The organism is Camelimonas sp. FR25, from assembly GCF_059740505.1.
In genome coordinates, this window is the sequence record NZ_JCAWFG010000021.1 from 122,059 (window position 1) to 149,006 (window position 26,948).

Annotated in this window: 26 protein-coding genes; 21 read left to right on the forward strand and 5 right to left on the reverse strand. The window is 66.5% G+C overall.

Going from position 1 to position 26,948, the window contains the following annotated elements; genetic code table 11:
- Positions 1 to 288: 288 nt before the first annotated feature.
- Positions 289 to 957 (reverse strand): LOG family protein, encoded by a 669-nt coding sequence (locus AC6A67_RS03165; RefSeq protein WP_498035103.1) that lies wholly within the window; start codon positions 955 to 957, stop codon positions 289 to 291.
- Positions 958 to 1,156: 199 nt separating this feature from the next.
- Between AC6A67_RS03165 and AC6A67_RS03170 the strand changes: the two genes are divergently transcribed.
- The 6 genes from AC6A67_RS03170 (at position 1,157) to yacG (ending at position 7,985) form a co-directional block, all read left to right on the forward strand.
- Positions 1,157 to 2,704 (forward strand): LysM peptidoglycan-binding domain-containing protein, encoded by a 1,548-nt coding sequence (locus AC6A67_RS03170; protein ID WP_498035104.1) that lies wholly within the window; start codon positions 1,157 to 1,159, stop codon positions 2,702 to 2,704.
- Positions 2,705 to 2,989: 285 nt separating this feature from the next.
- Positions 2,990 to 4,891 carry an ABCB family ABC transporter ATP-binding protein/permease gene (locus AC6A67_RS03175; RefSeq protein ID WP_498035105.1) on the forward strand — a complete coding sequence of 634 codons (1,902 nt, stop codon included), beginning with the start codon at positions 2,990 to 2,992 and terminating at the stop codon, positions 4,889 to 4,891.
- 325 nt (positions 4,892 to 5,216) lie between these two features.
- Positions 5,217 to 5,915 carry a phosphatidylserine decarboxylase gene (locus AC6A67_RS03180; protein ID WP_498035106.1) on the forward strand — a complete coding sequence of 233 codons (699 nt, stop codon included), beginning with the start codon at positions 5,217 to 5,219 and terminating at the stop codon, positions 5,913 to 5,915.
- A gap of 15 nt (positions 5,916 to 5,930) precedes the next feature.
- Positions 5,931 to 6,809 (forward strand): CDP-diacylglycerol--serine O-phosphatidyltransferase, encoded by an 879-nt coding sequence (pssA, locus tag AC6A67_RS03185; RefSeq protein WP_498035107.1) that lies wholly within the window; start codon positions 5,931 to 5,933, stop codon positions 6,807 to 6,809.
- A 104-nt stretch (positions 6,810 to 6,913) separates the two neighbouring features.
- Entirely contained in the window at positions 6,914 to 7,552 is a 639-nt protein-coding gene (locus tag AC6A67_RS03190; RefSeq protein WP_498035108.1) for a Maf-like protein, read from the forward strand.
- A gap of 172 nt (positions 7,553 to 7,724) precedes the next feature.
- A complete protein-coding gene (gene yacG, locus AC6A67_RS03195) occupies positions 7,725 to 7,985 on the forward strand; it encodes a DNA gyrase inhibitor YacG (protein WP_498035109.1) in 261 nt (86 codons plus the stop codon).
- A 188-nt stretch (positions 7,986 to 8,173) separates the two neighbouring features.
- Here the strand turns inward: yacG and AC6A67_RS03200 are convergent, their stop codons facing one another.
- The gene (locus tag AC6A67_RS03200; RefSeq protein WP_498035110.1) at positions 8,174 to 8,377 is read right to left on the reverse strand and encodes a hypothetical protein; all 204 of its coding nucleotides are present in this window, start codon (positions 8,375 to 8,377) and stop codon (positions 8,174 to 8,176) included.
- A gap of 474 nt (positions 8,378 to 8,851) precedes the next feature.
- On the opposite strand from AC6A67_RS03200, the gene AC6A67_RS03205 reads away from it, so the two are divergent.
- The 3 genes from AC6A67_RS03205 (at position 8,852) to AC6A67_RS03215 (ending at position 11,774) form a co-directional block, all read left to right on the forward strand.
- Entirely contained in the window at positions 8,852 to 9,661 is an 810-nt protein-coding gene (locus tag AC6A67_RS03205; RefSeq protein WP_498035111.1) for an SDR family NAD(P)-dependent oxidoreductase, read from the forward strand.
- 153 nt (positions 9,662 to 9,814) lie between these two features.
- Positions 9,815 to 10,582 (forward strand): SDR family NAD(P)-dependent oxidoreductase, encoded by a 768-nt coding sequence (locus AC6A67_RS03210; protein WP_498035112.1) that lies wholly within the window; start codon positions 9,815 to 9,817, stop codon positions 10,580 to 10,582.
- A gap of 133 nt (positions 10,583 to 10,715) precedes the next feature.
- The gene (locus AC6A67_RS03215; protein WP_498035113.1) at positions 10,716 to 11,774 is read left to right on the forward strand and encodes a phosphotransferase family protein; all 1,059 of its coding nucleotides are present in this window, start codon (positions 10,716 to 10,718) and stop codon (positions 11,772 to 11,774) included.
- A gap of 69 nt (positions 11,775 to 11,843) precedes the next feature.
- On the opposite strand, the gene AC6A67_RS03220 is transcribed toward AC6A67_RS03215, so the two are convergent.
- Positions 11,844 to 12,827, reverse strand: a complete 984-nt coding sequence (locus AC6A67_RS03220) for an LLM class flavin-dependent oxidoreductase (protein WP_498035114.1) — start codon at positions 12,825 to 12,827, stop codon at positions 11,844 to 11,846.
- Between the two features lie 300 nt (positions 12,828 to 13,127).
- Here AC6A67_RS03220 and AC6A67_RS03225 point away from each other — a divergent pair, with 300 nt between their 5' ends.
- From AC6A67_RS03225 to AC6A67_RS03270, 10 genes are all read left to right on the forward strand, one after another.
- Positions 13,128 to 13,505, forward strand: a complete 378-nt coding sequence (locus AC6A67_RS03225; RefSeq protein WP_498035115.1) for a hypothetical protein — start codon at positions 13,128 to 13,130, stop codon at positions 13,503 to 13,505.
- 265 nt (positions 13,506 to 13,770) lie between these two features.
- Positions 13,771 to 14,157 (forward strand): VOC family protein, encoded by a 387-nt coding sequence (locus tag AC6A67_RS03230; protein WP_498035116.1) that lies wholly within the window; start codon positions 13,771 to 13,773, stop codon positions 14,155 to 14,157.
- 5 nt (positions 14,158 to 14,162) lie between these two features.
- Complete coding sequence (locus AC6A67_RS03235) at positions 14,163 to 14,597, forward strand: PaaI family thioesterase (protein WP_498035117.1); 435 nt, start codon at positions 14,163 to 14,165, stop codon at positions 14,595 to 14,597.
- Positions 14,598 to 15,335: 738 nt separating this feature from the next.
- On the forward strand, positions 15,336 to 15,629 hold the full coding sequence (locus AC6A67_RS03240) for a hypothetical protein (RefSeq protein ID WP_498035118.1): 294 nt from the start codon (positions 15,336 to 15,338) through the stop codon (positions 15,627 to 15,629).
- Positions 15,626 to 16,204 (forward strand): FMN reductase, encoded by a 579-nt coding sequence (msuE, locus tag AC6A67_RS03245; RefSeq protein WP_498035119.1) that lies wholly within the window; start codon positions 15,626 to 15,628, stop codon positions 16,202 to 16,204. The genes AC6A67_RS03240 and msuE overlap by 4 nt, the downstream gene beginning before the upstream one ends.
- Before the next feature lie 177 nt (positions 16,205 to 16,381).
- On the forward strand, positions 16,382 to 17,362 hold the full coding sequence (locus tag AC6A67_RS03250; RefSeq protein WP_498035120.1) for an aliphatic sulfonate ABC transporter substrate-binding protein: 981 nt from the start codon (positions 16,382 to 16,384) through the stop codon (positions 17,360 to 17,362).
- Positions 17,363 to 17,476: 114 nt separating this feature from the next.
- Positions 17,477 to 18,670 carry an FMNH2-dependent alkanesulfonate monooxygenase gene (gene ssuD, locus AC6A67_RS03255; RefSeq protein WP_498035121.1) on the forward strand — a complete coding sequence of 398 codons (1,194 nt, stop codon included), beginning with the start codon at positions 17,477 to 17,479 and terminating at the stop codon, positions 18,668 to 18,670.
- The gene (locus AC6A67_RS03260; RefSeq protein ID WP_498035122.1) at positions 18,667 to 19,524 is read left to right on the forward strand and encodes an ABC transporter permease subunit; all 858 of its coding nucleotides are present in this window, start codon (positions 18,667 to 18,669) and stop codon (positions 19,522 to 19,524) included. Before ssuD ends, AC6A67_RS03260 begins: the two co-directional genes overlap by 4 nt.
- Before the next feature lie 10 nt (positions 19,525 to 19,534).
- Positions 19,535 to 20,410, forward strand: coding sequence for an ATP-binding cassette domain-containing protein (locus tag AC6A67_RS03265; RefSeq protein WP_498035123.1), 876 nt, complete (start codon positions 19,535 to 19,537; stop codon positions 20,408 to 20,410).
- A 685-nt stretch (positions 20,411 to 21,095) separates the two neighbouring features.
- A complete protein-coding gene (locus AC6A67_RS03270; RefSeq protein ID WP_498035124.1) occupies positions 21,096 to 22,313 on the forward strand; it encodes an ABC transporter substrate-binding protein in 1,218 nt (405 codons plus the stop codon).
- A 440-nt stretch (positions 22,314 to 22,753) separates the two neighbouring features.
- Here AC6A67_RS03270 and AC6A67_RS03275 read toward each other — a convergent pair whose 3' ends face one another.
- On the reverse strand, positions 22,754 to 23,083 hold the full coding sequence (locus AC6A67_RS03275; RefSeq protein WP_498035125.1) for a YegP family protein: 330 nt from the start codon (positions 23,081 to 23,083) through the stop codon (positions 22,754 to 22,756).
- A gap of 1,165 nt (positions 23,084 to 24,248) precedes the next feature.
- Here AC6A67_RS03275 and AC6A67_RS03280 point away from each other — a divergent pair.
- Positions 24,249 to 25,217, forward strand: a complete 969-nt coding sequence (locus tag AC6A67_RS03280) for a hypothetical protein (protein WP_498035126.1) — start codon at positions 24,249 to 24,251, stop codon at positions 25,215 to 25,217.
- A gap of 57 nt (positions 25,218 to 25,274) precedes the next feature.
- On the opposite strand, the gene AC6A67_RS03285 is transcribed toward AC6A67_RS03280, so the two are convergent.
- The gene (locus AC6A67_RS03285; RefSeq protein WP_498035127.1) at positions 25,275 to 26,405 is read right to left on the reverse strand and encodes an NAD(P)/FAD-dependent oxidoreductase; all 1,131 of its coding nucleotides are present in this window, start codon (positions 26,403 to 26,405) and stop codon (positions 25,275 to 25,277) included.
- Positions 26,406 to 26,543: 138 nt separating this feature from the next.
- Here AC6A67_RS03285 and AC6A67_RS03290 point away from each other — a divergent pair, with 138 nt between their 5' ends.
- Entirely contained in the window at positions 26,544 to 26,897 is a 354-nt protein-coding gene (locus AC6A67_RS03290) for an ArsC family reductase (protein WP_498035128.1), read from the forward strand.
- The last annotated feature ends 51 nt before the right edge of the window (positions 26,898 to 26,948 follow it).

A 26,948-nucleotide genomic window follows, 5' to 3' on the forward strand; every position in this document is an offset into this window, starting at 1 on the left:
TCGCAGTCGTCCCAAGGCGCGCCCTGGCCTTGTTGGCCTTGTGGCGGCGCGTGCGCCGGCTGGGTTCTGACATGGCGGGACAGCGGCGCGCGGCGGTTGGCCGCAACGACTGACCAAGACCTTGCGCCACGCCAGTCCGCGCGACCAGGCAAGGCCTGGCGCGTTCGCCAACGCATCATGGTGACAACAGATCTACAACTATCGCGGCGGAAAAATCTGAGCAATCGCCGCTATATGCGCCTTTAGACTAGGCCGAGGGGTCCCGGCCGGCGCGCCGGCCAGCGCCGGTCAGAACGGCCCAGGGGCGGCGGGACGATCGGCGTCAGGCGGGGCGTCGCGGCGGGCGTCGCTGTCGCTGGCAGCCTGGGCCATGGCGGCGCGGAGCAAGGGCACGACGTGCTCGGGCTCATCGACCACGGTGAAGGTGACGTCGAGATTGGGACGGATGAACTGCAGGCGCCGCATGTGCTGCAGCAGGTCCAGCAGCGGCGTCCAGAAACCGAGGGTGTTGAGCAGCACGATCGGCCGGTCATGGGCGCCCAATTGCGCCCAGGTCATTTGCTCGACCAGTTCCTCCAGCGTGCCGATGCCGCCTGGCATGGCGATGAAGGCGCCGGCGCGCTCATACATCAGGCGCTTGCGGGTATGCATGTCGGGAACCACGATGGTCTCCTGCACCTCGGCGAGCACCCGCTCGCGGCGGACCAGGAATTCGGGAATGATGCCCGTGACATGGCCGCCATGGTCGAGCACGCTGTGGGCGACTTCGCCCATCAGCCCGACATTGCCGCCGCCATAGACCAGGCCAATGCCTGCGCCGGCAAGGGCCGCGCCGAGCCGCCGCGCGGCGTCGGCAAATTCAGGATGCGCGCCCGCGCTTGAGCCGCAGAAGACGCAGGCTGTGGCGGGAATGGCGACGGGGGCCGCGCCGTGCGTCTGCTGATTATCGCCAGTCATTGCCAGTCATCGATTGTAACGCCAAATAGTCTCTGCGAAACTTGCTACAGGATTGCAGACAGGGATGGGCGCAACTCGCCCCTTCCTGCGCCTGCGTCTGACAGTGCGGCGTCTGCCCCAGGGGGGCGCCGCGGCGGTCAGGCGTCATAGCGCAGGTTGCGGGTCACCGCCGGCCCATCGCGCAAGGATTGAGCGCCGCATGAGCGAACCGGAAATGCCGCCTGTCAACGTCAAGGCCATCGCCCGCATTGCGCTGGGTTTCGTCGCGGCAGCGGCTCTGGCCATCGTTGCCCTGACATTCGGACCATTCCGTGACCGCAGCGGCGACGATGCGACGCGGCTCGCCCAGACTGACGCCAGCGGCGCGGCGACGGCGGCGGCCAACGGCAAACCGAAGGACGGGCAAGGAACGGCGCCGCCTGGCGGCGACGCGACATCGACCGGCGCGGCGGCAGGTGCCGGCGCGGCGGCAGGTGGCGGCGCGCGCGGCGCTGCCGGGAGCACGGCGCAACAGGGGACGTCCGGGGCCGCCACAGACGCTGGTCAAAATCCCGTGCAGGCCGCCCCGCAGACGGCGGCGCCCGCTTTTGATGTGGCGCGGTTCGAGCCCAATGGCGAATCGGTGGTGGCGGGCCGCGCCACGCCGCACGCCATGGTGGAATTACTGGCCGATGATGGCTCTGGCGCGCCGCCGAAAGTGGTTCAGAAGGGCGCGGCTGACGCTGCGGGGCTGTTCGCCTTCACCGGCGGCCCCTTGCCAGCTGGCCGCCACGCGTTTTCGCTGCGGGCGACGGATGCCGGCGGCGTGGTCAGCCAGTCGCGCCAGGCGGTGACGGTTGAGCTCGCGCCGCCCCGGCCGCCGCTGGTGGCGCTGGTCGAACCCGATAGGCCAACCGTGTTGCTGTCGCGTCCCGACGGCCAGCCAGCCAGCGCAACGGCGACTGCACAGGCAGGGGCAGCGGGTTCTGGGGCAGCAGGTTCGGGGGCAGCGGGTTCTGGGGTAACGGGGGCAGGGGGCGCTGGCGTGCAATCGTCTGGCGCCGTTCCGGCGGCGGCCGCAGCGACAGGGCAGGCCGGTGGCGCTGGCAAGGACAGCAGCGGCGACGCGGGCACAGCCATGGCCGCCGCGGCCCGGGTGGTGCAGGTCGAGGCTGATGACGGCGGCAAGCTGTTCGTCGTCGGCAAGGCGCGGCCTGGCGCGACCTTGCGGCTGTATCTCAACGACTCCTTGCTGGCTTCGGGCGTCGCCAATCCGCAGGGCGTGGTCGAATTCGCCATGGAATCACTCCTGCCAGACGGCGCCTATCGGGTGCGGCTCGATGAGGTCGATCCGGCGACGGGCAAGGTGCTGTCCCGGGCCGAAGCGCCATGGGACCGGCGTCAGCACGCTCAGGCGGGGCAAGTCGCTCAAGGTGGGCAAACTGCCCAGGCTGGCGCGACGCAAGCTGGCGCTGGCGGCAAGCCTGGCCAATCAGGCGGCGCGGCCAGCGCCCCTGGCCAGCCCGGCGGGCGCGACGACCAGTCTGGCGTTGCGGCGGCGGATGTGGTGCGGGTGCCGCCGGTGCGCACCCATGTGGTGGCGCGCGGCGACAGCCTGTGGAGCATCAGCCGCCGCACCTATCGGCTCGGCTCGCGCTACACCACCATCTATGACGCCAACCAGGACCAGATCGCCGACCGCGACCTGATCTATCCCGGCCAGGTGTTTGTGCTGCCGGATCACAAGGCGACAACGCCGCAGCGCTGACCGCCCCACGTTAACAAGGCCTCATGCACGGCGGCGCCCCTCGAGCGGGCGTCTGCGCCGCGTCATGTCGCTGGCGCTGGCCGGTGTTTCCGTCTAGTGACAGGCCCTTGAGCGGCTCCCCCAAGCGTCATCGTCGCGGGAGCGGGCGCTGCGCGCCGTTCGCTACGGGCGCAGATCGGGACCTGGCGCAGATCAGGCGCGGGTCTTGCGCCTGCGGGTCTTGTTCCTGCGGGTCGATGCGGACCTGCGGTCGCTTCACATGGTGAGACGAAGGTATTTTCCCTGATGGCGCGCGGGTTTGGTCGACAGGCCGGATTGTATCCGGCCCCTGGCAAGACGGATGTGGAAGGGGGCCTGCTCGGCGCGGCCCGGCGGCTGGCGCCCTATGTCTGGCCGACCGCCGATCGTGGCGACCTGCGGTTGCGCATCTATATCGCCACGGCGCTGATCCTCGCCGCCAAGCTGGTCACGGTGGGCATGCCCTATGCCTTCAAATGGGCGACGGATTCGCTGGCTGGCGACCAGCCGCTGTCGGGCGGCTCGCTGCACTGGCTGTGGCAGGCGCCGCTGGCGCTCACGGCGCTCTATGGCCTGACCCGCATCGGCATCGCCGTGCTGACCCAGTCGCGCGACGCCATCTTCGCCACCGTCACCATGGCGGCGGTGCGGCGGCTGGCCACCGACACCTTCGAGCACATGAACCAGCTGTCGCTGCGCTTCCACCTCGACCGTCGCATGGGCGGGCTGACGCGGGTGCTGGAGCGGGGCCGGCTCGGCGTGCAGGAGCTGTCGCGGCTGTTCGTGCTGCAATTACTGCCGACCATCGTCGAATTCGCCCTGGTGCTGGCGGTGCTGACCTGGCAGTTCGACTGGCGTTACGCCGCCATCGTCGTGGTGATGGTCGCCGCTTACATCCTCTACACCTACCACGCCACCAACTGGCGCATCGCCATCCGCAAGCGCATCAATGACAGCGACAATGTGGTGCAGACCCGAGCCGTCGACGCGCTGCTCAATTTCGAGACGGTGAAATATTTCGGCGCCGAGGCGCGCGAGGCGCAGCGCTATGACGAATCCATGGCGCGCTACGAGGTCAATTCGGTCAAGAGCTATGTCTCGCTGGCGGTGCTCAACGCCGGCCAGGTGATCATCTTCACCCTCGGCCTGACGGCGGCGATGGCGCTGGCGGTCACCGATATCCGCGCCGGCCGCACCACGGTCGGCGGCTTCGTCATGATCAACGCCATGCTGATCCAGCTGTCGATACCGCTGAACTTCATGGGCATGATCTATCGCGAGGTGAAGCAGTCGCTGCTCGACATCGGCCAGATGTTCGACGTGCTCGACCAGGCCCCGGAAATCCAGGACGCCCCAGGCGCGCAGCCCCTGCAGGTGGCGGGCGGATCGGTGCGGTTTGACAATGTGCGCTTCGGTTATCACGCCGATCGCGAGATACTGCGCGGCGTCACCCTGGAGGTCCCGGCGGGCCGCACCCTCGCCATCGTCGGCCCGTCCGGCGCCGGCAAGTCGACGCTGTCGCGGCTGTTGTTCCGGTTCTACGAGCCAACCTCTGGCCGCATCCTGATCGACGGCCAGGACATCGCCAGCGTCACCCAGCACAGCCTGCGGGCGGCGATCGGCATGGTGCCGCAAGACACGGTGCTGTTTAACGACACCATCGGCTACAACATCCGCTACGGCCGCTGGGACGCCAGCGACGACGAGGTGCGCGCCGCGGCCCGCATGGCCCAGCTCGCCCCGGTGGTCGAGGCGATGCCTGAGGGATATCAGACCATTGTCGGCGAACGTGGACTCAAACTCTCAGGCGGCGAGAAACAGCGCGTCGCCATCGCCCGCACCATTCTGAAAGCCCCGCCGATCCTCGTGCTGGACGAAGCCACCTCGGCGCTCGACAGCTTCACCGAACGGCAAATCCAGGACGCGTTGGCCGAAGTCAGCCGTGGCCGCACCACTTTGGTGATCGCCCACCGGCTGTCGACCATTGTCAACGCCGACCAGATCGTGGTGCTGGACAAGGGTGAGGTGGCGGAGCGGGGCACACACACCGAATTGCTTGCTGCTGGCGGGGTTTACGCTGGTTTGTGGAATCGGCAACGCAAGGCCGAGGCGGCGCGGGAAACCCTGCGCGAGACAGGCGAAGACCTTCAGGTCGAAGCCGCCGGCTGAGCTGGGGGGGTGGGGGGCGAAACCGGCTGCGCCGGTGGCCCCTTGTGATTGGCCGCGACCCTCGCCACATGGCGGGAGCTGGCCAGCGCGGGCCGCGCCTGCCTGCGTGGGGCGACGCAATGTGGCCCGCGGTGGCGCTGCGCCACAGGCTCATTGCGGCATTCCCTGGCTGGCCGTGTTAGGATAGAGCTTGTCCTCCCCGCAGGCCGTGGTTTGCGGGGCTTCGTCTGCGCACTTCTTACGCGCGTACTCGCGCAACCTGACGGCAGGCGCCGTGGCGCGCCAGTCGCTGAACACCGCCCGCTGGGCAATGCATGGAGCAGGAATGTCGGTCTTCAACTCGGTCCGTGAAACGCTGGTTCCGATCCACAAGGAAGGTTACCCGTTCATCGCCATCGGAGTGGTCGTATCCCTGCTGCTCGGCTGGCTGTGGGAGCCGCTGGGCTGGATTGGCGCGCTGATCACCTTGTGGATCTGCTATTTCTTCCGTGATCCGGTGCGCGTCACGCCGCAGGACGCCGATCTGGTGATCTCGCCTGCCGATGGCCGCGTCAGCTCCATCGTCGAAGTGATCCCGCCGCCGGAGCTGGCGCTCGGCTCCGAGAAGATGCTGCGCATCTCGGTGTTCATGAATGTGTTCGACGTGCACGTGAACCGCGCTCCGGTCGCCGGAACGGTCAAGCGCATCGCTTACACCCCCGGCCTGTTCCTCAACGCCGATCTCGACAAGGCCAGCGAGGACAATGAGCGCAGCGCCATGGTGATCGAGACGCCGCGTGGCGATGTCGGCGTGGTGCAGATCGCCGGCCTGATCGCCCGTCGCATCGTCGGCTTCGTCAAGGAGGGCGACGCCCTTGTCACCGGCGAGCGCTATGGCCTGATCCGCTTCGGCTCGCGCGTCGACGTGTTCCTGCCGCTCGGCACAATCCCTGCCGTGGGGCTGAACCAGCGTGCTGTCGCCGGTGAAACCGTGCTGGCCGACCTGCGGGCTGGCGCGACCCGCCGCACGTTCATCAGCGCCTGAGTGGAGTAGCACGCCATGGCGGACCTGTTTCCTCCCTTCGCTCCGGACGGCGGCGAACCTCGCCGACGCGGCCTCAAATCCGTGCCGGTGCGGGTGCTGGTCCCCAATCTGATCACTTTGGTGGCGCTGTGCCTTGGTCTCAGCGCCATCCGCCTCGGCATCGAGGGCAAGCTTGACCTCGCCGTGCTCGGCATCCTCGCCGCCGCCATTCTTGATGGCGTCGACGGCCGGGTGGCGCGCCTGCTCAAGGGCACCTCGCGCTTTGGCGCCGAGCTCGATTCGCTGGCCGATTTCGTCAATTTCGGCGTGGCCCCGGCGTTGCTGATTTACACCTTCACCCTCGACGGCCTGCGCTCGGTCGGCTGGATCGTGGCGCTGATCTTCGCCGTGGCGGCGGCGCTTCGGCTGGCGCGCTTCAACGTCATGCTCGACGATCCGACCCGACCGGAATGGATGAAGAACTATTTCGTCGGCATGCCGGCGCCTGCGGGCGCCTTGTGCGCGCTGCTGCCGGTGTATCTGCACCTGATGGGCCTGCCGACGCGCGACTTCGCCGGGCTGATCTGCATCTTTATGCTGGCCATCGCCTTCATGATGGTGTCGAAGATCCCGACCTGGTCGGGCAAGAACCTTGGCCAGCGCATCCCGCGTGAGCGGGTGCTGCCGCTGTTCGTCGCCTGCGTGCTGATCGCCGGCCTGCTGGCCAGCTACACCTTCGAGGTGCTGACGGCGATCACCCTGGTCTATCTGGCGCTGATTCCTGTCGGCATCATCAGCTATCGCCGCAATCTGCAGCGCTTCGGCGCCGTGGCGCCCGACGCGCCAGCGGCCGATGCCGTTCCGCCGTCGCCGCGCCCCGCCGGCACGGACAGCGAGACCCCGACCGGAGCGTGAGGCGATCGTCGCCGCCGGCGACCACGCGGCGGCGTCGGCGCGCCTGAAGACATGGCCAAAGCAGGTCACAGGCCTCGTCCTGTGGCCGCCGCCTGGAGAGTTTGATGTCGGCAGAAACTGCCTCCCCCCCAACCTTGCGGCTGATCCTGGCGTCGGCGTCGCCCCGGCGTCTCGCTTTGCTGGAGCAGGTCGGGGCGCGCCCCACGGCGCTGTTGCCCGCCGATATCGATGAGACGCCGCGCAAGGCCGAGAAGCCGCGCGACTACGCCCGACGCATGGCGCGGGAGAAAGCCCGCGAGGCTGAGCGCCTGCTGCGCGAAACCGGCGGCGCCGATGACGCCTTCATCCTCGCCGCCGATACGGTGGTGTCGGTGGGGCGGCGCATCCTGCCCAAGACCGAACTGGTGGAGGAGGCGGATGATTGCCTGCGGCTGCTGTCAGGCCGCAGTCATCGCGTCCACACCGCCGTCGGCCTGATCTCGCCGCGCGGCGGCCTGCGCGAGCGCCTTGTCGAGACGCGGGTGCGTTTCAAGAATCTTGGCCGGGAGGATCTGGCGGCTTACCTTGCGTCCGGCGAGTGGCGTGGCAAGGCTGGCGGCTACGCCATTCAGGGCATCGCCGGCGGCTTTGTCATCAAGCTCGTCGGATCCTACAGTTCGGTGGTTGGCCTGCCGCTGTATGAGACGCTCAATCTGCTGTCGGGCGAGGGCTATCCGGTGCGCGCCGGCTGGACAGCGGATTGACAATGCATGGCGGACGCCTGCGCGCTGCATGGCCTGTCGCGCCGTCCGCCAGCAGACCCCAACGGGCGTTGCGCGCCACCCGTCGCGGCAGTGGGCAGGCCTTGGCGATGCATGCCCGTTCAGACCGCCGATGCATGGGTGGCTGGCGCAAGCTTGCTTGAATGAGGACGAGATGAGCGACAGCGACAGGCTGCAGCAGGATAATTCACCACTGACGAGCCCTGGCGATAGGGGAACCGCTGCGAAGGCGTCGGCTGGCCAACCCGGCGGGCGCACCGGCAAGGCGCTGGCCTGTCCGGTCTGCGGCAAACCAGCGACGCAGGCGCACAAGCCGTTCTGCGGGCCGCGCTGCGCCGATGTCGACCTCAATCGCTGGCTCACTGGCTCTTATGTGATCCCGGGCCGGCCAGTCGATGAGGTTGAGGACGACTGAGTAAGGAGCACGGCGCATCGTCAGTGCGTTGTCGCGCCGAGCGCCTGCGTGAGGGACGTTGCCCCGAATACAGTCACACCTTGTGGCGCCGTCTGCGCATGAAAAAACGCCCGGCGCGCCCGGGCGTTTTCTGCGTGACATGCTCTCCAACCGGTCGGTGGCGAGCTGAAGTCCGGCGTCTACGCCGGTCAGACCGGAATGGTCGGCAGGATAAAGGGGAAGATCGCCAGCGCCGACACCACCGTCAGCACCAGCGCGACCACCGCCGCGCGCACGCTGCCTTCCTTGCCCATATCAACCTCGCCATGCCGGGCGTCGACCTGGCGTGGGCCCACGCCCGTGGAGGCGGTGTTGGCATGGACGGGGTTGGTGGCGGTGGAAACGGTGGTCATCAAACACTCCGGCGACCCGGTTCAGGGGCAAATCATGGCTGAGGCTGTGGTTATGTCCACAATGGACCTGCGCGCGCCGGCGCTAAACGCACTGCCGGACGAGGCGCACAGGCCACGCCAGCCAAAAAACTCTTCTGCAGCCATAACGTGCTGCCCCAACATTGGTTCCGGATTTTAGCAGCGCCAGCTGTCGACAAATCAGGAAAATTTTGGCGTCAGCACGCCTCCATGCGCTGGGCACACGGCTGGCGTCGCCGCGCTTGCGAAAATCATGTTCATTTATACGCTGGTTGCTCTACAAGCAGACGCAACCCGCGCCACGCGTGGGACAAATGCGGTCGCCTCCTGATGCCGCAGCGCGCCTTGCAGCGCCCGCCATGCGCTGCAGCGCCGGTGATCCGGGCTGGCGACCCTCCGGGAAACGCAACGATGGACCCTGGCTTCGGCGCACGCGGTCCAGGGCAGGGATCAGACATGGCTGCATTCAGCGACATGAACGTCATCATCACCGGCGCGGCCACGGGGCTCGGCGCCGCCACCGCCATTGGCCTTGCCCGCGCGGGCGTGCGCCGCATGGCGCTCAATTACGCCTCGAGCCGTGAGGCATGCGAGCAGACCGGCGCCGCCTGCCGCGACGCCGGCGCGACCGATGTGCGCCTCGTGCAGGGCGACGTCTCCCAGGACGCCGATTGCCGCAAGATCGTCGCCGCCGTGGCCGACTGGGGCGCGCTGCATGCGCTGGTCAATAACGCCGGCACGACGCTGCATGTGCCGCATGATGAGCTGGACCGGCTGTCGGCGGAGGATTTCCACCGCATCTACGGCGTCAACACGGTCGGCCCGTTCCAGATGGTCCGCGCGGCCCGCGCTCTGCTTGAGGCCGGCGCCGCCGATTGGGGGCTGCCAGCCTCGGTGGTCAATGTGTCGTCGATCGCCGGCATCTCTGGCATCGGCTCGTCGGTGGCCTATGTCGGCTCCAAGGCGGCGCTCAATGGCATCACTTTGTCGCTGGCCCGGGCGCTGGCCCCGGCCATCCGCGTCAACGCCCTGTGCCCTGGCTATATCGATACGCCATGGTTCGTGAAGGGCACTGGTCAGGACAACGCCGACAAATTGCGTGACCAGGTCGCCGCGACCATGCCGCTCAATGTGGCGCCCAAGCCCGAGGATGTGGCCGAGGCGGCGATCTTCCTCGCCGGCCCGAACTCGCGTTTCATGACGGGCGAACTGGTGCCGTTCGACGCCGGCGCCCGCCTCGTCGGCCCCGGCCCCAAAAAGAAATAAGCCGCAACGCCAAGCGGTCACGCGCCCCATGAGCCGCCCAGCGCCCCCGTATAGCGCTGAACCGCCCCGCAGCCCTGGCGCAGCGCGGGCACGGCGGCGGGGGCAGGCAGCGGGGACAGGCGGCGCACCCAATTTAACGCAAGGAGCATTGAGATGGATCTTAACGGCATCACCGCCCTGATCACCGGCGGCGCCTCTGGCCTTGGCCGCGCCACCGCCGAGAAGCTGCTGGCCGGCGGCGCCAGCGTCGTCATCGTCGACCTGCCGACCTCGGACGGCGCCAACACCGCCAAAGAACTCGGCGCCAAGGCCCAGTTCATCGCCGGCGACGTCACCAGCGAAACCGACATGCAGGCGGCGGTTGATCTGGCCAACGCCAATAACAATCTGCGCGCCGTGGTGCATTGCGCCGGCCGCGGCGGCGCCCTGCGCATCCTCGACAAGAACGGCAACCCCGGCGCGCTCGACCATTATGAGATGGTGGTCCGCATCAATCTGATCGGCACCTTCAACGTGCTGCGTCTGGCCGCCGCCGCCATGGCGAAGAATGAGCCTGTCGATGGCGAAGAGCGCGGCGTGGTGATCAACACCGCCTCGGTGGCCGGTTACGAGGGACAGATTGGCCAGATCCCTTATGCCTCCGCCAAGGCCGGCATCATCGGCATGACCATTGTCGCCGCCCGCGATCTCGCCAGCCGCGGCATCCGCGTCAACACCATCGCCCCTGGCATTTTCGACACGCCGCTGCTGGGCCGCCTCGCCGAGCCGATTCGCCAGTCGCTCGGGGCCAGCGTGCCGTTCCCACCGCGTCTGGGCAATCCGAAGGAATTCGCGCTGCTCGCCGCGCAGATCATCGAGAACCCGATGCTGAATGGCGAAACCATCCGCCTCGACGGCGCCATCCGCATGGCCCCGCGCTGAGCCAGGGAATTCCGGGGCGGCCTGCGTCGCCCCGGAGCTGCCGAGCCTGCGTCGCGCCCTGCGACGCCAATAACCGCGCACGCCTCACGCTGGCGGCCACAGCGCGGCGCAACAATAATCGGGAACGCCACCAATGAATTTTGATGATTTGCCGCTGGTCGAGGTGCGGGCGGCGCACCGCTTCGACGAAGGGCGGCTGCACGCCTGGCTGGCCAGCCAGATCAGCGATTTCGGCGATAACATGCGCGTGCTGCAATTCGCCGGCGGCGCGTCCAATCCGACGTTCCTGCTGTCGACCACGGCGGCGCAGGGCGACCGGCATTTCGTGCTGCGCAAGAAGCCGCCGGGCGTGCTGCTGCCCAGCGCCCATCAGGTTGACCGCGAATACAAGGCGATGCGGGCGCTCGCCGGCTCCGCCGTGCCAGCGCCAGTGGCGCGCGCCTATTGCGACGATCGCGACCTGATCGGCACCGAATTCTACGTGATGGATTTCCTCGAAGGCCGGGTGTTTCGCGACGCCACGCTGCCCGACCAGACGCCCGCCGAGCGCGCCGCCATCTATGACAGTCTTAACGCCGCCTTGGCCAGCCTGCACGCGGTCGATTATCACGCCGTGGGCCTTGGCGACTTTGGCCGCACCGGCGACTTCTTCGCCCGTCAGCTCAAGCGCTGGTCGACGCAATATCGCAACGCCCAGACCGAAGAGATCCCGGCGATGGAGCGGCTGCTGGCCGAACTTCCTGGCCGCATTCCCGCTGACGACGCCTCGACCATCGCCCATGGCGATTACCGTCTGGGCAATGTGATGTTCCACCCCACCGAGCCGCGGGTCGTCGCCGTGCTCGACTGGGAGCTGGCGACCATCGGCCATCCGCTCGCCGATCTCGGCTACAATTGCTTCATGTGGCACACGGATTCGGTTGAGCTGGGCAGCCTGAAGGGCGTGGACTTCGCCTCAAGCGGCATTCCCACCGAGCAGGACTATGTCGCGGCCTATTGCCAGCGCACGGGCCGCGACGGCATTGACGACTGGAGCTTCTATCTGGCCTTCGCCGCCTTCCGGCTGGCGTCGATCACCCAGGGCGTCTATCGCCGCGCGCTCGACGGCAATATCTCCACCGAACGTGAGGTGGTGAACGGCGCCGCCGCCATGTCGGAGCTGGCGCTTCACCTGTTGCACCGCAAAAGCTGATCTGAAGCCGTGGGGCAGGCGAGCGCCCGCCCTACGTCATCTGATCGACATGGGCGGGCGCCTTCCGCCTCAGGCGCCCATCAGCCCGGCGGCGATCTCATAGGAGCGCAGCCGCGCCTTGTGGTCGTAAATGGCGGCGGCGAGGATCAATTCGTCGGCGCCGGTGCGGGCGACGATGGCGTCGAGCTGCTGGCGCACGCTGTCGGGCGCGCCGACCGCCGAGCAGGCCAGCATCGACGACACATGCGCCTTCTCATGCGGCTCCCAATAGGCGTCGATATCATCGATCGGCGGGCGCATGCGGCCGCGCGTGCCGCGGATCAGATTGACGAACTGCTGCTGCGGCGAGGTGAACAGCCGCCGCGCCTCGGCGTCGGTGTCGGCGGCGATGACATTGACGCCGACCATCACATAGGGTCGGTCGAGCTGGGCCGATGGCTTGAAGCGTTCGCGATAGATCGCCACCGCTTCCTCCAGCGCCTGCGGCGCGAAATGCGAGGCGAAGGCATAGGGCAGGCCGAGCACCGCCGCCAGTTGCGCGCCATACAGGCTCGAGCCGAGAATCCACAGCGGCACATTGGTGTCCGTGCCTGGCACGGCCTGGATGACCTGCCCCTCCTGGGCGGGGCCAAGCAGCGCCTGCAATTCCAGCACGTCCTGGGGGAAATGGTCCGCGGCAGCGGGATCGCGGCGCAAGGCGCGCAGGGTGCGCTGGTCAGTGCCTGGCGCCCGCCCAAGGCCCAGATCAATGCGGCCCGGATAAAGCGTCTCCAGCGTGCCGAACTGCTCGGCGATCACCATGGGCGAATGGTTGGGCAGCATCACGCCGCCCGCGCCGACGCGGATGCTGCTGGTGTGGCCCGCCACATGGCCAATCACTACCGAGGTGGCGGCGCTGGCGATGCCCGTCATGTTGTGGTGTTCCGCCAGCCAGAAGCGGCGATAGCCCCAGCGCTCGGTGTGCTGGGCGAGATCAACAGTGTTGCGCAGGGCGTCGGCGGCGGTGAAGCCATCGGGGATGAAAGCAAGGTCCAGAACGGAAAACGGCGGCACGGACGGCGCACTCCTCAGACATTCCGGCGGGAAGGCCACGGCCCCGGGCCAGATACGCAAACCTGGGCGCCGCAGGTCACAGCCCGCGACGCTGCATGAATTCGCCGTCGACAGCGCCGGCGCCTGGCAGTGCGCCAGCGTTCTCCGCCGCCTTGTGGCGCAGGGCGCGCCGCCGGTGGGGAATCCATTGCCCACAACATCGGCCTGTCAAAGCCTGATCTCAAGTGTGCTGCGCAAAATTACTGGCGGGCAGGCGGCGCGCGGTCGATACTGCCGCAACAGGAACGAGGAAACGGACCCATGCGGAGAAAACCCTGGATCGGCGTCGATCTGGATGGAACCCTGGCGCATTTCGACGAGTGGCGCGGGGTGGAGCATATTGGCGAGCCGATTGGCCCGATGATGGACCGGGTGCGGCGCTGGCTGGCCGAGGAGCGTGAGGTCAGGATCTTCACAGCGAGGGCGTCGGTGGAGGAGCCGCTGCTCAGCGAGATTATCGGCCATATCCACGCCTGGCTGGAACGCCATGGTCTGCCGCAGCTCGAAGTCACCTGCGTCAAGGATTTGTGGATGCGCGAATTGTGGGATGATCGCGCCGTGCAGGTGATCCCCAACACCGGGGTCTCGGTGGCTGACGAACTGGAGGCGGAACGGCTCGCCCGGGTCGGCAAGCCCTGAGACGCGCGCCATGCAGGCGCATCGCTGGCTGGGTCATTGGGGCTGGCGGGTGACATGGCTGCACAGCGATTGGCGCATAAGCGACAGGCGACGGCTGCGTGCGCAAACTATGTCGACAGCGGCCCTAACGCATTGAATAATGGCGCGTTATCGGGTGTGGCAATCCGTTCGCGGTCCTTTCCGCCACGACCGATGCATCGGATGGCGCGCATGGCGACACAAACAGCAAGACGTCTGGCAAAAGACGATACAGGGAGAGAAGCTCATGTTCAGTCACATCGTGCTTGGCAGCAACGATCTGGAGAAGTCGAAGCGGTTCTATGACGCCATTCTGGCGCCGCTTGGCGCGCCGGCTGGCGAGCCTGGCTTCCTGCACACCAATAAGGTGTTCTATAACCACAATGGCGGCATGCTGATCCTGTCCGAACCGCTGGACGGCCAGCCGGCCACGGCGGCCAATGGCGCAACCATTGGCTTCGCCGGCCCGGATACAGCCGCCATCGACGCCTGGCACGCCGCCGGTCTCGCCAATGGCGGAACCACCTGCGAGGACCCGCCAGGCGCCCGCGAGACGGCGATGGGCAAATTCTACCTCGCCTATCTGCGTGATCCGGACGGCAATAAATTGTGCGGCTTCCACCCCATGGCCTGACGGCTGTGGCGGAGGATAAACCCGGGTCGCCACTGACGCACGCGGCCGCTGGCCGCCCGAGCGCCAATCCTCCGGCGGCGCGGCTGCTTGGCCGCACCGTGCTGGATTTCGACACGGGCAAGGGCGAGGGCGCCTTCAGCTATGTGGCGGGGGCAGATTTCTGCAACCGCCACGGCACGGTGCAGGGTGGTCTGCTGGCGGCGATGCTGGATTCGGCGACGGGCTTCACGCTGATCGAGAGCCTCGGGCCGGGGCTGACGGCGGTGACCCGCGAATTGCGCACGCGCTATCACAACCCTGCCGCGCCCGGCGTCATCCATGCGACCGCCCATGTGGTGGCCAATGATGGCCGCGATGCAGAAGTTCAGGGCGAATTGCGGGCCCCCGATGGCCGTCTGTTGGCCAGCGCCGTCGCCCTGATGCGGGTGCTGCGGCGCTAGGGCCGCGCTCCAGTGGCGCAACGTTTGGCTAGCTGTACGCGGCAGGCCAGCGCTCGCGGCTGCAGGCGCCTGGCGGCGCGGTGCATGCCAGGGCTTGCCATGAGCAGGGCTTTCCATGAGGTGGAGCTCACCTTTGGTCAGCTGGCGTCGGCGCCGTCTGCGTCCCTCGCAGCGCTCCCGGCGTGAAGAAGCATATTTCAGCCCATGGGTGTACGCCGGAAATAAATTCCCGAAATACGCTGGGGTGGCTGAATTTTTCCAAAGTGAATTCAGCGCCTTCGATCAATATTGACCATGACCGCGCGCCCGGCGTTTCATGGCTGTGGTCATAACGATCCGCGGGCATTTGACATCAGCAGCTTGCGCCGCGTCACCAAACGCTAAAGCGACGCCTCGTGCCATCAATCGATGAACGTGAGTCATCGAGTGATGGTCAAGCCCGTGCGGCGACTGAGCATGTCAGGTCGCGGATGCATCAGCATCTTCGCAGCCTGGCGTCAGTAGGCGGATCGAGCTGGAGCAGACAGATGGTTTACCTCACAAGGTCCCGGGGGCGCAGCGCCTCCTTCATGCAGATGTGTCGCCGACCGGCCTGTATGCAGCGCGGCTGCTAACGGCCGCCAGCCTTGCGGGCGCGCGCCGCCTGCAGCCAGGAACGGCGCGCCATGCGCCGTCGTTCAAGCAATCCGGAATATTCAAAGACATCGAACGCCGGCCTTTCCGGCGCATGGGGACGTCATGTCTGCTTCACCTGTTACATCAGCCGCCAGCCCGTCGGGCTCCGCCAGCTCCGGCCATCAGCTCACCGCCGTGATCATTGAGGTGGCCAATCGCGCCGCCGGCATTCTCGCCGAAGACGGCGCCCGCTACCGCTTCCACAGCGCCGAGGCGCGTTATGCGTCGCTTGATGGCCAGCACTTCCGCTCGGCGGGCGAGGCAGAGCGCGCCGCCCGACGCCTTTACGCCAATCGCAAGCAGGTCGCGGCGCAGGCCGTGGCGACTGCTGCGCCTGCAAGGGAGGCGCGTCGATGAGCGCCCTGCGTCTGGTCGCCCTCAGCGGCAACACCCATCGTCCATCCAAAACCCGCGCCCTGGTCGAGGCGGCGGTCAGCGCCGTGGCGCGCCGCCACACGGTGACGCCCGAGATATTCGACCTCGTGGATATTGGCCCTGGCGTCGGCGCCTTCAGCCGCAGCAAGCTGCCGGAGGCGGGCCAAAAGGCGCTTGAGGCGATCGAGAACGCCGATGCGCTGATCGTCGCCTCGCCCGTTTACAAGGGCTCCTATGTCGGCCTGCTCAAGCATCTGATCGATTTTGTCGATCCACTGGCGCTGGTCGGCAAGCCGGTGCTGATAGGCGCCACCGGCGGCGGTCACCGCCACGCCCTGGTGGTCGAGCATCAGCTGCGGCCCCTGTTCGGCTTCTTCAGCGCCCTCAGCACGCCCACCGCCGTTTACGCCGCCGATGCTGACTTCAGTGACGGCGTGCTGAGCGCCGCCGACGTCCGAGCCCGCCTTGATCAGGCGGCCAGCGAACTGGCGCATCTGGCCGCCGCCCGGCACGCCGCCTTGCAACGCCAGGAGGCGGCCAGCCGTCAGGTCGCCTGAAGCTTCACATCCCAAGCGGTCAGCACATCCCAGCCCGTTGCGGCTGGGATGTGCGGTCTCCGCCGTTACGTCACAACTGTTTCAAACCAATTGCGTTTCAAACCAATTGCCCGCGCAGCAGCGACCGACATCCCCCGCGTAACGCGCTGCAGGGCACAGCAACCGAAAGTCAGAACCATGCTCAACCGTCGTCATCTTACCAGGCTGATCGCCGGCGCCGCGCTTGCCGGCGCCTCCTTGTCCATCGCCGCCGTTAGCCCGGCCTATGCCGACAGCGCTCCCAAGGAGGTCCGCATCGGCTTCCAGAAGGCCTCGGTGTCGATCATCGCCCGTCAGTCGGGCCAGATTGAGAAGCGCCTCAAGGAGCTGGGCGTCGACAATGTCAAATGGGTCGAGTTTCAGTTTGGGCCGCCGATGATGGAGGCGCTCGGCGCAGGCGCCATTGACCTGGGCGCAGTGGGCGACAGCCCGCCGGTGTTCGCCCAGGCGGCGGGCGCCAATGTGGTCTACGCCGCCGTCACCCCGGCGTCGCAGCACGCAATCCTGGTGAAGGCGGATTCGCCGGTGAAAACCGTCGCCGACCTCAAGGGCAAGAAAGTCGGCATCCCCAAGGGCTCCAGCGCCCACAATCTCGTGGTGCAGGCGCTGGCCGCCAATGGGCTGAGCTTCACCGACATTCAGCCGGTCTATCTGTCGCCGGCGGATGGCTCGGCGGCCTTCGCCCGTGGCTCGATCGACGCCTTCGCCGTCTGGGACCCCTTCTTCGCGCTGGTGGAGCTGCGCCAGAATGGCCGGCCAGTCACCGGGCTGGAGAATTTGCCGCCGACCAACGCCTTCTATCTCGCCAACCGCAGCTTCGCCGAGAAGCACCCCAAGGCGCTGCAGGCGACGCTGGATGAGATCGGCAAGATCGTCAGCTGGGCGGGCGACAATCGCGCCGCCGTGGCCGAGGCCTCGCAGAAGGCGACGGGCCTCGATCCGGAGGCCAACCGCCGCTCGGTCGATCGCGCCGCCTATTCGCTGCGGCCGTTGAGCGAGACCGAGATCACCAATCAGCAAAAGGTCGCCGACGGCTTCTTCGCCCTGGGCCTGATCCCCAAACAGATCAAGGTGCGCGACGCGCTGTGGACCGCTCCGCAGGAAAAGGCCAGCCGCTGATCACCATAGCCGCCCGCCCCAATCTGTCGGGGAAGGGCGGCTTTAGCTTTTCGCCGCATGGGTTCGCCGTGGCTGCCGCCCCGCCCATGCCGCCGCACTGACATGGAGCACGCCATGACCGGCATTTCCGCATCCGATGCGCGCGCCAGCGCCGATCCACTGAACTTCTTCTGGTTCATTCCGACCCATGGCGACGGCTCTTATCTGGGCTCCGAGACCCAGCAGCGTCCATCCGACCATGGCTATTTCCGCCAGATCGCCCAGGCCGTCGACCGGCTCGGCTATCAGGGCGTGCTGCTGCCCACCGGCCAGAATTGCGTCGACAGCTGGATCACCGCCGCCGGCCTCGCCGAAGTCACCGAGCGGCTGAAATTTCTCGTCGCCCTGCGCCCCGGCGTCACCACGCCATCCTTCGCCGCCCGGCAGACGGCGGCGCTTGACCGGCTGAGCAACGGCCGGCTGCTGCTCAATGTGGTGGTGGGCGGCGTGCCGCTGGAGCTGGCCGGCGACGGCATCTATCTGTCGCATGATGAGCGCTATGAGCAGGCGCAGGAGTTCATCCACATCTGGCGGCGGCTGATGGCCGGCGAGACCGTTACGTTCGACGGCAAATACTACAGGATCGAGAACAGCCGCCTCGACTTCCCCCCAGCCCAGGAGCCGCATCCGCCGCTCTATATCGGCGGCTCCTCCGACGCCGGCATTGATCTGGCCGTCGACCAGACCGAGCTGTATCTGACCTGGGGCGAGCCGCCGGAACAGGTGGCCGAAAAGATCGCCCGGGTCCGCGCTGCGGCGGCGAAACGTGGCCGCGCCATCCGCTTCGGCATTCGCCTGCACTTCATCGTGCGCGAGACCAATGACGAGGCCTGGGAGGCGGCGGAGCGGCTGATCAGCCGCATCACCGACGAGCAGATCGCCTTCGCCCAGAACCGGCTGCGCACGGTGACCGACTCCGTTGGCCAGACGCGCATGCTCGATCTGCATCAGGGTCGCCGCGACCGGCTGGAGGTATCGCCAAACCTCTGGGCCGGCGTCGGTCTGGTGCGCGGCGGCGCGGGCACGGCGCTGGTCGGCGACGCCAAAACCGTGGCTGAGCGGCTGCGCGAATATCAGGCGCTGGGCATCGATACGGTGATCGGCTCCGGCTACCCGCATCTGGAAGAATCCTATCGCGTCGCCGAGCTGCTGTTCCCCGAGCTTGGCATCGAGCGCCCTGGCGCACGCTACCGCAAGGGCCTCGCCAATGAGTTCGCCGCCGTCGGCGCGGGCATCGGCCCGGTCGATCTCAGGGCGGCCGCATCATGAGCGACGTCGCCGTGAAATCTGCGCCGGTCGAGCAGGCCGCCGTCGCCGGGGCGCGCAAGGCCGGCCCATCGCGGCTGCGCCGCGCCGTCGACCGCTTCAGCGTCAGCACGCTCGCTGGCTGGGTCGTGCCGGTGCTGATCCTCGCAGTGTGGGAGGGGCTGTCGCGTATCGGCTATCTGCAGGCCAATGTGCTGCCAGCGCCCTCTGCCATCCTCGCCGCCGCCATCCGGCTGACCGCCTCAGGCCAGCTGCCCGAGAGCATTCTGGTCTCGACCCTGCGCGCCTTCGCCGGTTTCGTGGTCGGCGGCGGCATTGGCCTCGCGCTCGGCCTCGCCAATGGCCTGTCGAAGCTGTCGGAAAAGCTCACCGACACCAGCCTGCAGATGGTGCGTAACGTGCCGCATCTGGCGCTGATTCCGCTGGTGATCCTGTGGTTCGGCATCGATGAGGGCGCCAAGCTGTTCCTGGTGGCGCTCGGGGTGTTTTTCCCGATGTATATCAACACCCTGCACGGCATCCGTCATGTCGATCCGCAATTGGTCGAGATGGGCCGCATCTATGGCATGAAGCCGGGCGAGCTGTTCTGGCGGGTGATCCTGCCTGGCGCGTTGCCGTCGATCTTCGTCGGCCTGCGCTATGCGCTGGGCATCATGTGGCTGACGCTGATCGTCGCCGAAACCATCGCCGCCGAATCCGGTATTGGCCACATGGCCATGCAGGCCCGCGAATTTCTGCTCGTCGATGTGGTGATGCTGTCGATCATCATCTATGCGCTGCTCGGCAAGGCCGCCGACAGCATCGCCCGTCTGCTGGAGCGCCTGTCGCTGCAGTGGCACCCGGCCTATCGCAAATAAGGAGGCGGCCATGGCTTTGACCAATGCAAGGGCTGACGCCGCAAGCCGGGCGCCGGCGGCCAACGCCGGCAGCGCCAGGAGTGAAGCGGGCAAGGGTGGGGCAGGCAAGGGCACTGCAGGAAAAGGCGGGGCAGCCGTCACCATCCGCGGCCTGTCGCGCGCCTTTGGCGACAAGCAGGTGCTGAACCATGTCGATCTGCACATTCCCGCCGGACAATTTGTGGCGGTGGTGGGCAAGAGCGGCTGCGGCAAGAGCACGCTGTTGCGGCTGATCGTCGGCCTCGACCAGCCCAGCAGCGGCCATATCGCTTTGTCCGGCGTCGCCCAAGGCGAGGCGGGCGGCCATGAGGCTGGCGCCGATGGCGTGCGCATCATGTTTCAGGAGCCGCGCCTGCTGCCATGGGAGCGGGTGCGCGGCAATGTCGAGGTCGGCCTCAGCCGCTACCTGCCGAAGCCGGAGCGTCAGGCCATCGCCCAGCGCACCCTTGAGGCGGTGGCGCTGGGTGACCGTGGCGGCGAATGGCCCTCGGTGCTGTCGGGCGGGCAGAAGCAGCGCGTCGCTCTGGCCCGGGCGCTGGCCAGCGGCCCGCGCCTGCTGGCGCTGGACGAGCCGCTCGGCGCGCTCGACGCTTTGACCCGCATCGACATGCAGCGGCTGGTCGAGAAGGTCTGGCGCGACCAGGGCTTCACCGCGATCCTGGTGACGCATGACGTCAGCGAGGCCATCGCCCTGGCCGACCGCATTCTGGTGATCGACCAGGGAACCATCGCCGCCGACATCGCCGTGCCCGGCCCCCGCCCACGCCACCGTGGCGACGCCGAACTGGCGGCGCTGGAGGGGCGGATCATCGACGCTTTGTTCAACGACCAGGCGTCGGGGATCTAGCGGAACAAAAACGCCGCCACGACCGCCTGCGGGCGCTTTGCAGGCGGTGGGGCGCACATGAGGGCGTACGTTGCACGCGCGTGTCTACTGCCGGTCCATATGTGATCCGGATGCCGTTTGCGTCCGGATGTTAGCGTCGCCGCGGGGTGATTGCGGAGGGATCAGAAGCGGGATCGTATGCGTGAATAGATCATGACTATTGGTGGCGCACTTGGTTTGCCGTGCATTTATTATTCCCGCATCGATATTTGTTGCAATTGTTGCGTCCGCTATTGCCGGTTGTTCGCCCCCATGTCCATGCATGGGCTGTGGTGGTTCAGGCGGCCAAACAGGCATGAACGTCCACGATTTGAGCGACGTTCCAGCTGATGTCGTCCAGACATCAGAGGGGGACAGCGGGGTGGGTTCCCACGCACTGAACGCTTCCGACCTGTCAGAGATAGGGCGCGAGGACGGAGTCAGCGATGACCCGGACGGACACTGCCAGTCCTGTGGCCTCCTTGAGCGCGCTTTGTGATCAAACGGGATGGTTTTGGCGATCCGACCATGCTTCCTGCATAGGGAGGGAGCCGCAGATGGAGCGGGCGCCGCTCGGCCCGCTACGGCGCTGGCGTCCTCACCTCCGCCATCATGCTTGCTGCATCCGTTATTTGTCATAACATGTCAAAAAACATGGGAGGATAATATGACGGTGACCCGGAGACTGTTCCAGTTTGGCGCGCTGGCGTCGCTACCTGCGGCGGGGGCGCTGCTGTCGGCGACGGGAGCGCGCGCCGCAGGTGAGAAGGTCCCGGGCGTCACCGCCACTGAGATCAAGCTCGGCCAGACCATGCCCTACAGTGGCCCGGCCTCGGCCTATGGCATTATCGGCAAGACCGAAGCCGCCTATTTCCAGATGATCAACGATCAGGGCGGGGTGAATGGCCGCAAGATCAATCTGATCAGCCTCGACGACGCCTATTCGCCGCCCAAGACCGTGGAGGCGACGCGGCGGCTGGTGGAACAGGAGGAGGTGTTCGCCATCGTCGGTGCGCTTGGCACCGCGCCCAACGCCGCCATCCATAAATACCTCAACGGCAAGGGCGTGCCGCAATTGCTGATCTCCAGCGGCATCAGCAAGTTCAACGACCCGAAGAACTACCCATGGACCATGGCGGCGCTGCCCAATTACCTCAATGAGGCGCGCATCCTCGCCGTCTACGCCATGCAGCAGAAGCCCGGCAAACGCATCGCTTTGCTGATGGCCAATGATGATCTGGGCCGCGACGCTCACGCCGGCATCAAGCAGGCGCTGGGGAAGGACGCCAATCTGCTGGCGGTGGAGAGCTATGAGATCACCGACACCAATGTCGATTCGCAGATCCTGAAGCTGAAGGCCTCAGGTGCCGAGACGCTGATCACTTACGCCTCGCCGAAATTCGCCGCCCAGACCATCCGCAAGGTCAAGGAAATGGGCTGGCAGCCGCTGCATCTGTTGTCGAGCATCGCCGCCTCGGTGGCTGGCGTGCTGCAACCGGCTGGCCTCGACAACAGCGTCGGCGTGATCTCGGTGGCTTACGTCAAGGATCCGACCGATCCGGCTTGGGACAATGATCCGGGCATGAAGCGCTGGCACGCCTTCATGGACAAATATGTGCCAGGCGCCAACAAGGCCGACCTCAATTACACCACCGGCTACTATATCGCCGATTTCGCCACCCGCCTGCTCAAGGCCTGCGGCGATGATCTGACCCGGGCCAATCTTATGAAGCAGGCGGCCAACGTGCCAGGCTGGGAGTTCGACACGCTGATCCCCGGGGTGAAGGCGCGCACCACGCCCGATGATTTTGCTCCGCTGAAGCAGATGCAGATGATGACCTTCGACGGCAAGCGCTGGAAGCTGGTCGGCGGCCTGCTGGGGTAGGCGGCCGATCACGGCTCGGCGCTGGGCGCGCACCCATGCTGCCGGCGCCGGGCGCGAGGTCTGAGGCGGGTGGGGGAGCGAATGCGCCCTGTTCTAGCCCCCCACTTGCTTTCCTGCGCCAGGCGCGCGACTTGCCGCAACGGCCCGCCGGCCATTACAACCGGCGTCATGCCCGTGCTTGTCACGGGCATCCACGCGTTGTGCAGCGACGTGGTCATCTGGCGTCGGTCAGCCTGCGGACTACCCCCTCCCGAAACGACAGAACCGACGGCTGCGACGACATCGCCCGCCGTTTCCGAGGCAGACGCAATCCCCGGTGAGCGGCGCCCCCACCGATCACCGTTGTGGCCGCCGTGCCCATGTCCGCTCGGGCAAGGGCATCGCTCCACGACATGCGCTGTCGAGGCGCAAATGCGCCCCAACGCGAACAGCATATTGCGTCACAGATCAACGATCTGGGCGTCGGGAGCGTTCTTCTTCACCGATTCAATGCCCTTGTCACGGCTGGCGGCGGTCTCATAGGTCTCGCTGGAGCCGATAATCTGGCCATTGGCCGCCTTGAGGCTAAAGGTGAATTTGCCTGAAGAGGTCTGTTTGCGTTCATAGCGATTGTCGTCGGGGGCATTGTTCTGCACCGACTGCACGCCATTCACGGCGCTGGCGCGCTGCTTGTAAGCCTCGCTCGACAGGATGTTCTGGCCATTGGCCGCCTTGAGCCGGAACCGGAACTGGCCGCCGGCATCGACATAGATTTCGAACTTCGCCGCCATTGACTTTACTCCGGTTGGCTCAGGTTTCGTTGACGTTTCTTGGATGTCACAGGGCTCGCATGCTCCAGTCATCTGCTGTGACGGCATCATCACCAATAGTGTGGCCGATTGGCAAGGGATTTGCTCTTCACATCTTGTATGTCATCCGCAGGGTCGCGACTGGATGAGGCAGGTGATTGCCCTAGATGACGTTACGCCGTTCTGTTTGGCTATTGTATGTCGATGCCCCTTTATTGTTAAGCTTGACTCATTGTGACAGTTGCGACAGCTGCATGCGTCCGCTGGCGCATGCCATGCGGCTGGCTGCGTCCAGTTGCGGCGATCGCCTTGCAGTCGTGACCCGGTTCATTGGCCAGAAAATCCAGAATAATGTTGTATTCTTGCCGGACATGTTCTTGAGGCGCGGCCCATTGGAGCGGAAATTGCGCCGGATTTCTGTCGAAATGGCGCGTGACGGACTGCCTGCAGAGCGTCTGACGTCGCGCGGCGGTGTGTTGTCGCAGTTGCTGAGCGCCCATCCGCTAGCCCAGCGTCGGCAACGCGTCAGCCGCCAACACTGCGGGCGCAAGACAGCAGGACAAGACAGCAGGACAAGTCGGCAGCACAAGACAGCAGTAACTGGCGCGCTGGGGCCGTAACAGGCTGTGCATGGCCATGGGTTCCAGGCTTCTGCACCACACGCCAGTTGAGGGGGGCACGCAATTTGCTCACCGCATCGGCTTCGCAGAGTGGCGCCGATGGTGGGACGCATGGCGTGACGTTTCCTCATGGCCGACGCCGCAGCCTGTGATGCACATTGGATGTCACGCAGGTAGCGCCGGGTTTACGGGGGCATGTCGCAGCGTAATCACGCAAGAAAGTATTTCAACATGTCAACGTATTGCGATATATTTCTGAAATAGAATCTTGCGAGACGTGATCGTGAGCGCAGCGGATGGCGGCGTCCCGGTTGTGAACCCGGCTGAATAGCTGAGATTGCCGGAGCGTTCCGCGCAGCACGGGCGCTGTGGGCCGAGGATGTGGCTGGTCCAGGCTGTCGCGGGCCCGGGGCGGTGGGGGGCAAGGCGTCGTGGGGGGGCAATCACGGCGTGGGCGGCCGCATGTGGTCGTTGGCGCACATCGGGGGAGATCGGGGGCGGGATTGGGGATCGTACAGGAGAGCCTGATGACCGACGCCCCGATGATGCGCCTGATCCGCAAGCAGCAGAAGCGTCACGTGCAGGACGGGAAGTCCTTTGTCGTCGACAGCGAGAAAATGGACATCCTCATGGCATGGGAGCGGTTGTACTGCGCCCATCTGGTCGACGAACACTTTGTCCCATCGCGGTCGCAGCGGCCGGTCAGGTGGAACGACGATGACGCCAGCCTGGCTCTGGTGCACATGGTCCGCCATGACCAGGGGCCTGTCTATTGCCGGCGTTTTCACGAGCTGGTGGGCGGCTGGGATGTCGTCAGTTGCTCGCTGATACGGCTGACCTGGCCGGGCGATGACACCATCGCCAGCGTGGGTTTCGCTCTGCGCGTGCCGCCACAGAACATTGTTGGCGCACACAATGACGATGTCTGGTTTCCCAACCATGTGGGAGCGCGCTACGCTGAACGCGCCCAAAGCCTGCGCCGCATCGAGCAAGCGGCGCTGCTGTCGGAGTGTCTGCTGACCGACGTGACGCTCAAAGGTCTGTTCCAGCGCCAGAAGCCAGCCGCCAAAAGTCTGATCAATGTCAGGGCGCCCAGAGACCTGATACCCAGACGGGCAGGTGGGCACAATGAGGTGCTCGTCGTCGGCAAGAGCAACGCGGTGTCCCTATATGACTTCCGTAACGTTCCGCCGCCTTGCGGCGCGCCGCAGATGCGCTCCGTGACGGGGCGGATTGGCGTGCGCTTTATCCTGATCAATCCCTCGGACAGGGCGCACAAGGCGTGCGTCGCCAGACATGGTTGCCCGGATGAGCTGTATGAGCATTGCTGGAGACAGGCCCTGAGGTTGAGAATGGTCAACCCGCAGCTGGCGATCAGGGTTGTCCGATGCCGCGCCCCGGGGTGGCGCTGGTCGGCGCTGAACGGCCAGCGCCCTGGCGACGGTTTCATCGCCGCGCCGAACGAGGCGCTGGGGGCAAGCGTCATCACCACCTGATCCGCTGGTTCCCGAGGGCCGAACGCTTCCGCCGTGACGGCGCAGGCAAACCAGATCTCAGGAGCCCGCGCCCAGTTGCGCCACATGCCGCGCGATGGCGAAGGATGCGGTCAGGCCAGGGCTCTCGATGCCAAACAGATTGACGAGGCCGGCGACGCCGTGGACCTCGGGGCCATCGATCCGGAAGTCGGGCGCAGGCGCGCCTGGGCCATGCAGCTTGGGCCGCACGCCGGCCCAGGCTGGCGCAAGGGCGTCGTCCGGCAGGCCGGGCCACCATGTGCGGATCGCCTCCTCGAACAGCGCCTGGCGCGCCGCATTGACCGTGTAGTCATCGGCGGCGTCGGTCCATTCCACATCGGGTCCGAAACGCAGCTGACCGCCGAGATCTATCGTGGCGTGCACGCCAAGTCCGGCGGCGAGGCCGCTGGCGGCGACGCCGGCCGGATAAACCAGCCGCCGGAACGGATTGCGCCCGGTGAAGGCGAAGTAATTGCCCTTGGCGAACCATTGTTGCGGCGCGGGCGCGCCAAGCCCTCGCGTCCCCAGGGCCAGCGCCGGCGCGCCATGGCCGGCGGCGTTGACGACGGTCCTCGCCCGCAATTCAATGTCGCCATCGTCGCCCTGCACCAGCACGCGCAGGCATGCGCCATCGGGGATGATGGCTTTGGCGATGGATTTGAGCGCGATGTCGCCGCCCGCCGCCTGGATGTCGCCGGCAAGGTTGGCGGCCAGGGCCAAAGCGTCGACGATGCCGGTGTCGCCACACAGCAGCGCGGCGATACAGGCCAGCTCCGGCTCCAGCGCCCGCGCCAAGGCCCCGTCAACCATGTGGATGTCCCGCACGCCATTGGTCTTGGCGCGGACCATGAGGGCCGGCAGGGCGTCGGCCTCACGGTCATTGCAGGCGACGATCAGCTTGCCGCACTGGCGGTGCTCCACGCCCCGGTCGACGCAATAGCGCTGCAAGAGCGACCGTCCCGAGGCGCAAAAGCGGGCTTTCAGCGAGTTGGGCGGATAATAAATGCCGGCGTGCATGACGCCGGAATTGCGGCTTGAGGTCTCGCGCGCCAGGCCCCCGTGCCGCTCCAGCACGATGGTCTCACGGCCCGCCAGCGCCAGCTCGCGGGCGATGGCGAGCCCAACGACGCCGCCGCCCACCACAATGGCGTCCGTCTGGTAGCTGGTCATGGGCGGCTCCAAAGGCGGGTGATCGGGCGGATAGATGCGCTGCAACCCGGTGCGCGCTGGGATGATCTGTAGCAGGCGTCAGGACTGCGCCGCGCCGCAGGCTGCTGTATAGCAGGTGCGACACGGGAGGAGCAGGTGATGACGGTCACGACAATCTATGGCATTCGCAATTGCGACACCATGAAGAAGGCGCGGGCCTGGCTCGATGACCATGGCGTGGCCTATGAGTTCCACGATTACAAGACCGCAGGCGTTAGCGAAGACCTGCTGCGCGGCTGGATGGAGCGTGTCGGATGGGAGACGCTGCTCAATCGCGCCGGGACGACGTTTCGCAAATTGCCTGAGGCCGAGCGCGCCGATCTTGACGCCGCGCGGGCGCTGACGCTGATGCTGGCCCAGCCGTCGATGATCAAGCGCCCGGTGCTGACGCGCGGCGACGCCATCATCGTCGGCTTCAAGCCGGGCTTCTACGATCCGTTGCTGGCTGGCTGAGGCCGCTCGCCGCCATACACCCCTCGCGCACCCATTGTTCTGCCAACAGGA

What these genes read in the sequence shown, in the direction of transcription:
- AC6A67_RS03205 (WP_498035111.1), top strand. Translation starts at nt 8,852, where the DNA reads ATGGCTGCATTCAGCGACATGAACGTCATCATCACCGGCGCGGCCACG.
- AC6A67_RS03285 (WP_498035127.1), bottom strand. Translation starts at nt 26,405, where the DNA reads ATGACCAGCTACCAGACGGACGCCATTGTGGTGGGCGGCGGCGTCGTT.
- AC6A67_RS03225 (WP_498035115.1), top strand. Translation starts at nt 13,128, where the DNA reads ATGCGGAGAAAACCCTGGATCGGCGTCGATCTGGATGGAACCCTGGCG.
- AC6A67_RS03230 (WP_498035116.1), top strand. Translation starts at nt 13,771, where the DNA reads ATGTTCAGTCACATCGTGCTTGGCAGCAACGATCTGGAGAAGTCGAAG.
- pssA (WP_498035107.1), top strand. Translation starts at nt 5,931, where the DNA reads ATGGCGGACCTGTTTCCTCCCTTCGCTCCGGACGGCGGCGAACCTCGC.
- AC6A67_RS03280 (WP_498035126.1), top strand. Translation starts at nt 24,249, where the DNA reads ATGACCGACGCCCCGATGATGCGCCTGATCCGCAAGCAGCAGAAGCGT.
- AC6A67_RS03170 (WP_498035104.1), top strand. Translation starts at nt 1,157, where the DNA reads ATGAGCGAACCGGAAATGCCGCCTGTCAACGTCAAGGCCATCGCCCGC.
- AC6A67_RS03200 (WP_498035110.1), bottom strand. Translation starts at nt 8,377, where the DNA reads ATGACCACCGTTTCCACCGCCACCAACCCCGTCCATGCCAACACCGCC.
- AC6A67_RS03240 (WP_498035118.1), top strand. Translation starts at nt 15,336, where the DNA reads ATGTCTGCTTCACCTGTTACATCAGCCGCCAGCCCGTCGGGCTCCGCC.
- ssuD (WP_498035121.1), top strand. Translation starts at nt 17,477, where the DNA reads ATGACCGGCATTTCCGCATCCGATGCGCGCGCCAGCGCCGATCCACTG.
- AC6A67_RS03265 (WP_498035123.1), top strand. Translation starts at nt 19,535, where the DNA reads ATGGCTTTGACCAATGCAAGGGCTGACGCCGCAAGCCGGGCGCCGGCG.
- AC6A67_RS03210 (WP_498035112.1), top strand. Translation starts at nt 9,815, where the DNA reads ATGGATCTTAACGGCATCACCGCCCTGATCACCGGCGGCGCCTCTGGC.
- AC6A67_RS03190 (WP_498035108.1), top strand. Translation starts at nt 6,914, where the DNA reads ATGTCGGCAGAAACTGCCTCCCCCCCAACCTTGCGGCTGATCCTGGCG.
- AC6A67_RS03260 (WP_498035122.1), top strand. Translation starts at nt 18,667, where the DNA reads ATGAGCGACGTCGCCGTGAAATCTGCGCCGGTCGAGCAGGCCGCCGTC.
- AC6A67_RS03175 (WP_498035105.1), top strand. Translation starts at nt 2,990, where the DNA reads ATGGCGCGCGGGTTTGGTCGACAGGCCGGATTGTATCCGGCCCCTGGC.
- AC6A67_RS03250 (WP_498035120.1), top strand. Translation starts at nt 16,382, where the DNA reads ATGCTCAACCGTCGTCATCTTACCAGGCTGATCGCCGGCGCCGCGCTT.
- AC6A67_RS03180 (WP_498035106.1), top strand. Translation starts at nt 5,217, where the DNA reads ATGTCGGTCTTCAACTCGGTCCGTGAAACGCTGGTTCCGATCCACAAG.
- AC6A67_RS03275 (WP_498035125.1), bottom strand. Translation starts at nt 23,083, where the DNA reads ATGGCGGCGAAGTTCGAAATCTATGTCGATGCCGGCGGCCAGTTCCGG.
- AC6A67_RS03215 (WP_498035113.1), top strand. Translation starts at nt 10,716, where the DNA reads ATGAATTTTGATGATTTGCCGCTGGTCGAGGTGCGGGCGGCGCACCGC.
- yacG (WP_498035109.1), top strand. Translation starts at nt 7,725, where the DNA reads ATGAGCGACAGCGACAGGCTGCAGCAGGATAATTCACCACTGACGAGC.
- AC6A67_RS03290 (WP_498035128.1), top strand. Translation starts at nt 26,544, where the DNA reads ATGACGGTCACGACAATCTATGGCATTCGCAATTGCGACACCATGAAG.
- AC6A67_RS03165 (WP_498035103.1), bottom strand. Translation starts at nt 957, where the DNA reads ATGACTGGCGATAATCAGCAGACGCACGGCGCGGCCCCCGTCGCCATT.
- AC6A67_RS03270 (WP_498035124.1), top strand. Translation starts at nt 21,096, where the DNA reads ATGACGGTGACCCGGAGACTGTTCCAGTTTGGCGCGCTGGCGTCGCTA.
- msuE (WP_498035119.1), top strand. Translation starts at nt 15,626, where the DNA reads ATGAGCGCCCTGCGTCTGGTCGCCCTCAGCGGCAACACCCATCGTCCA.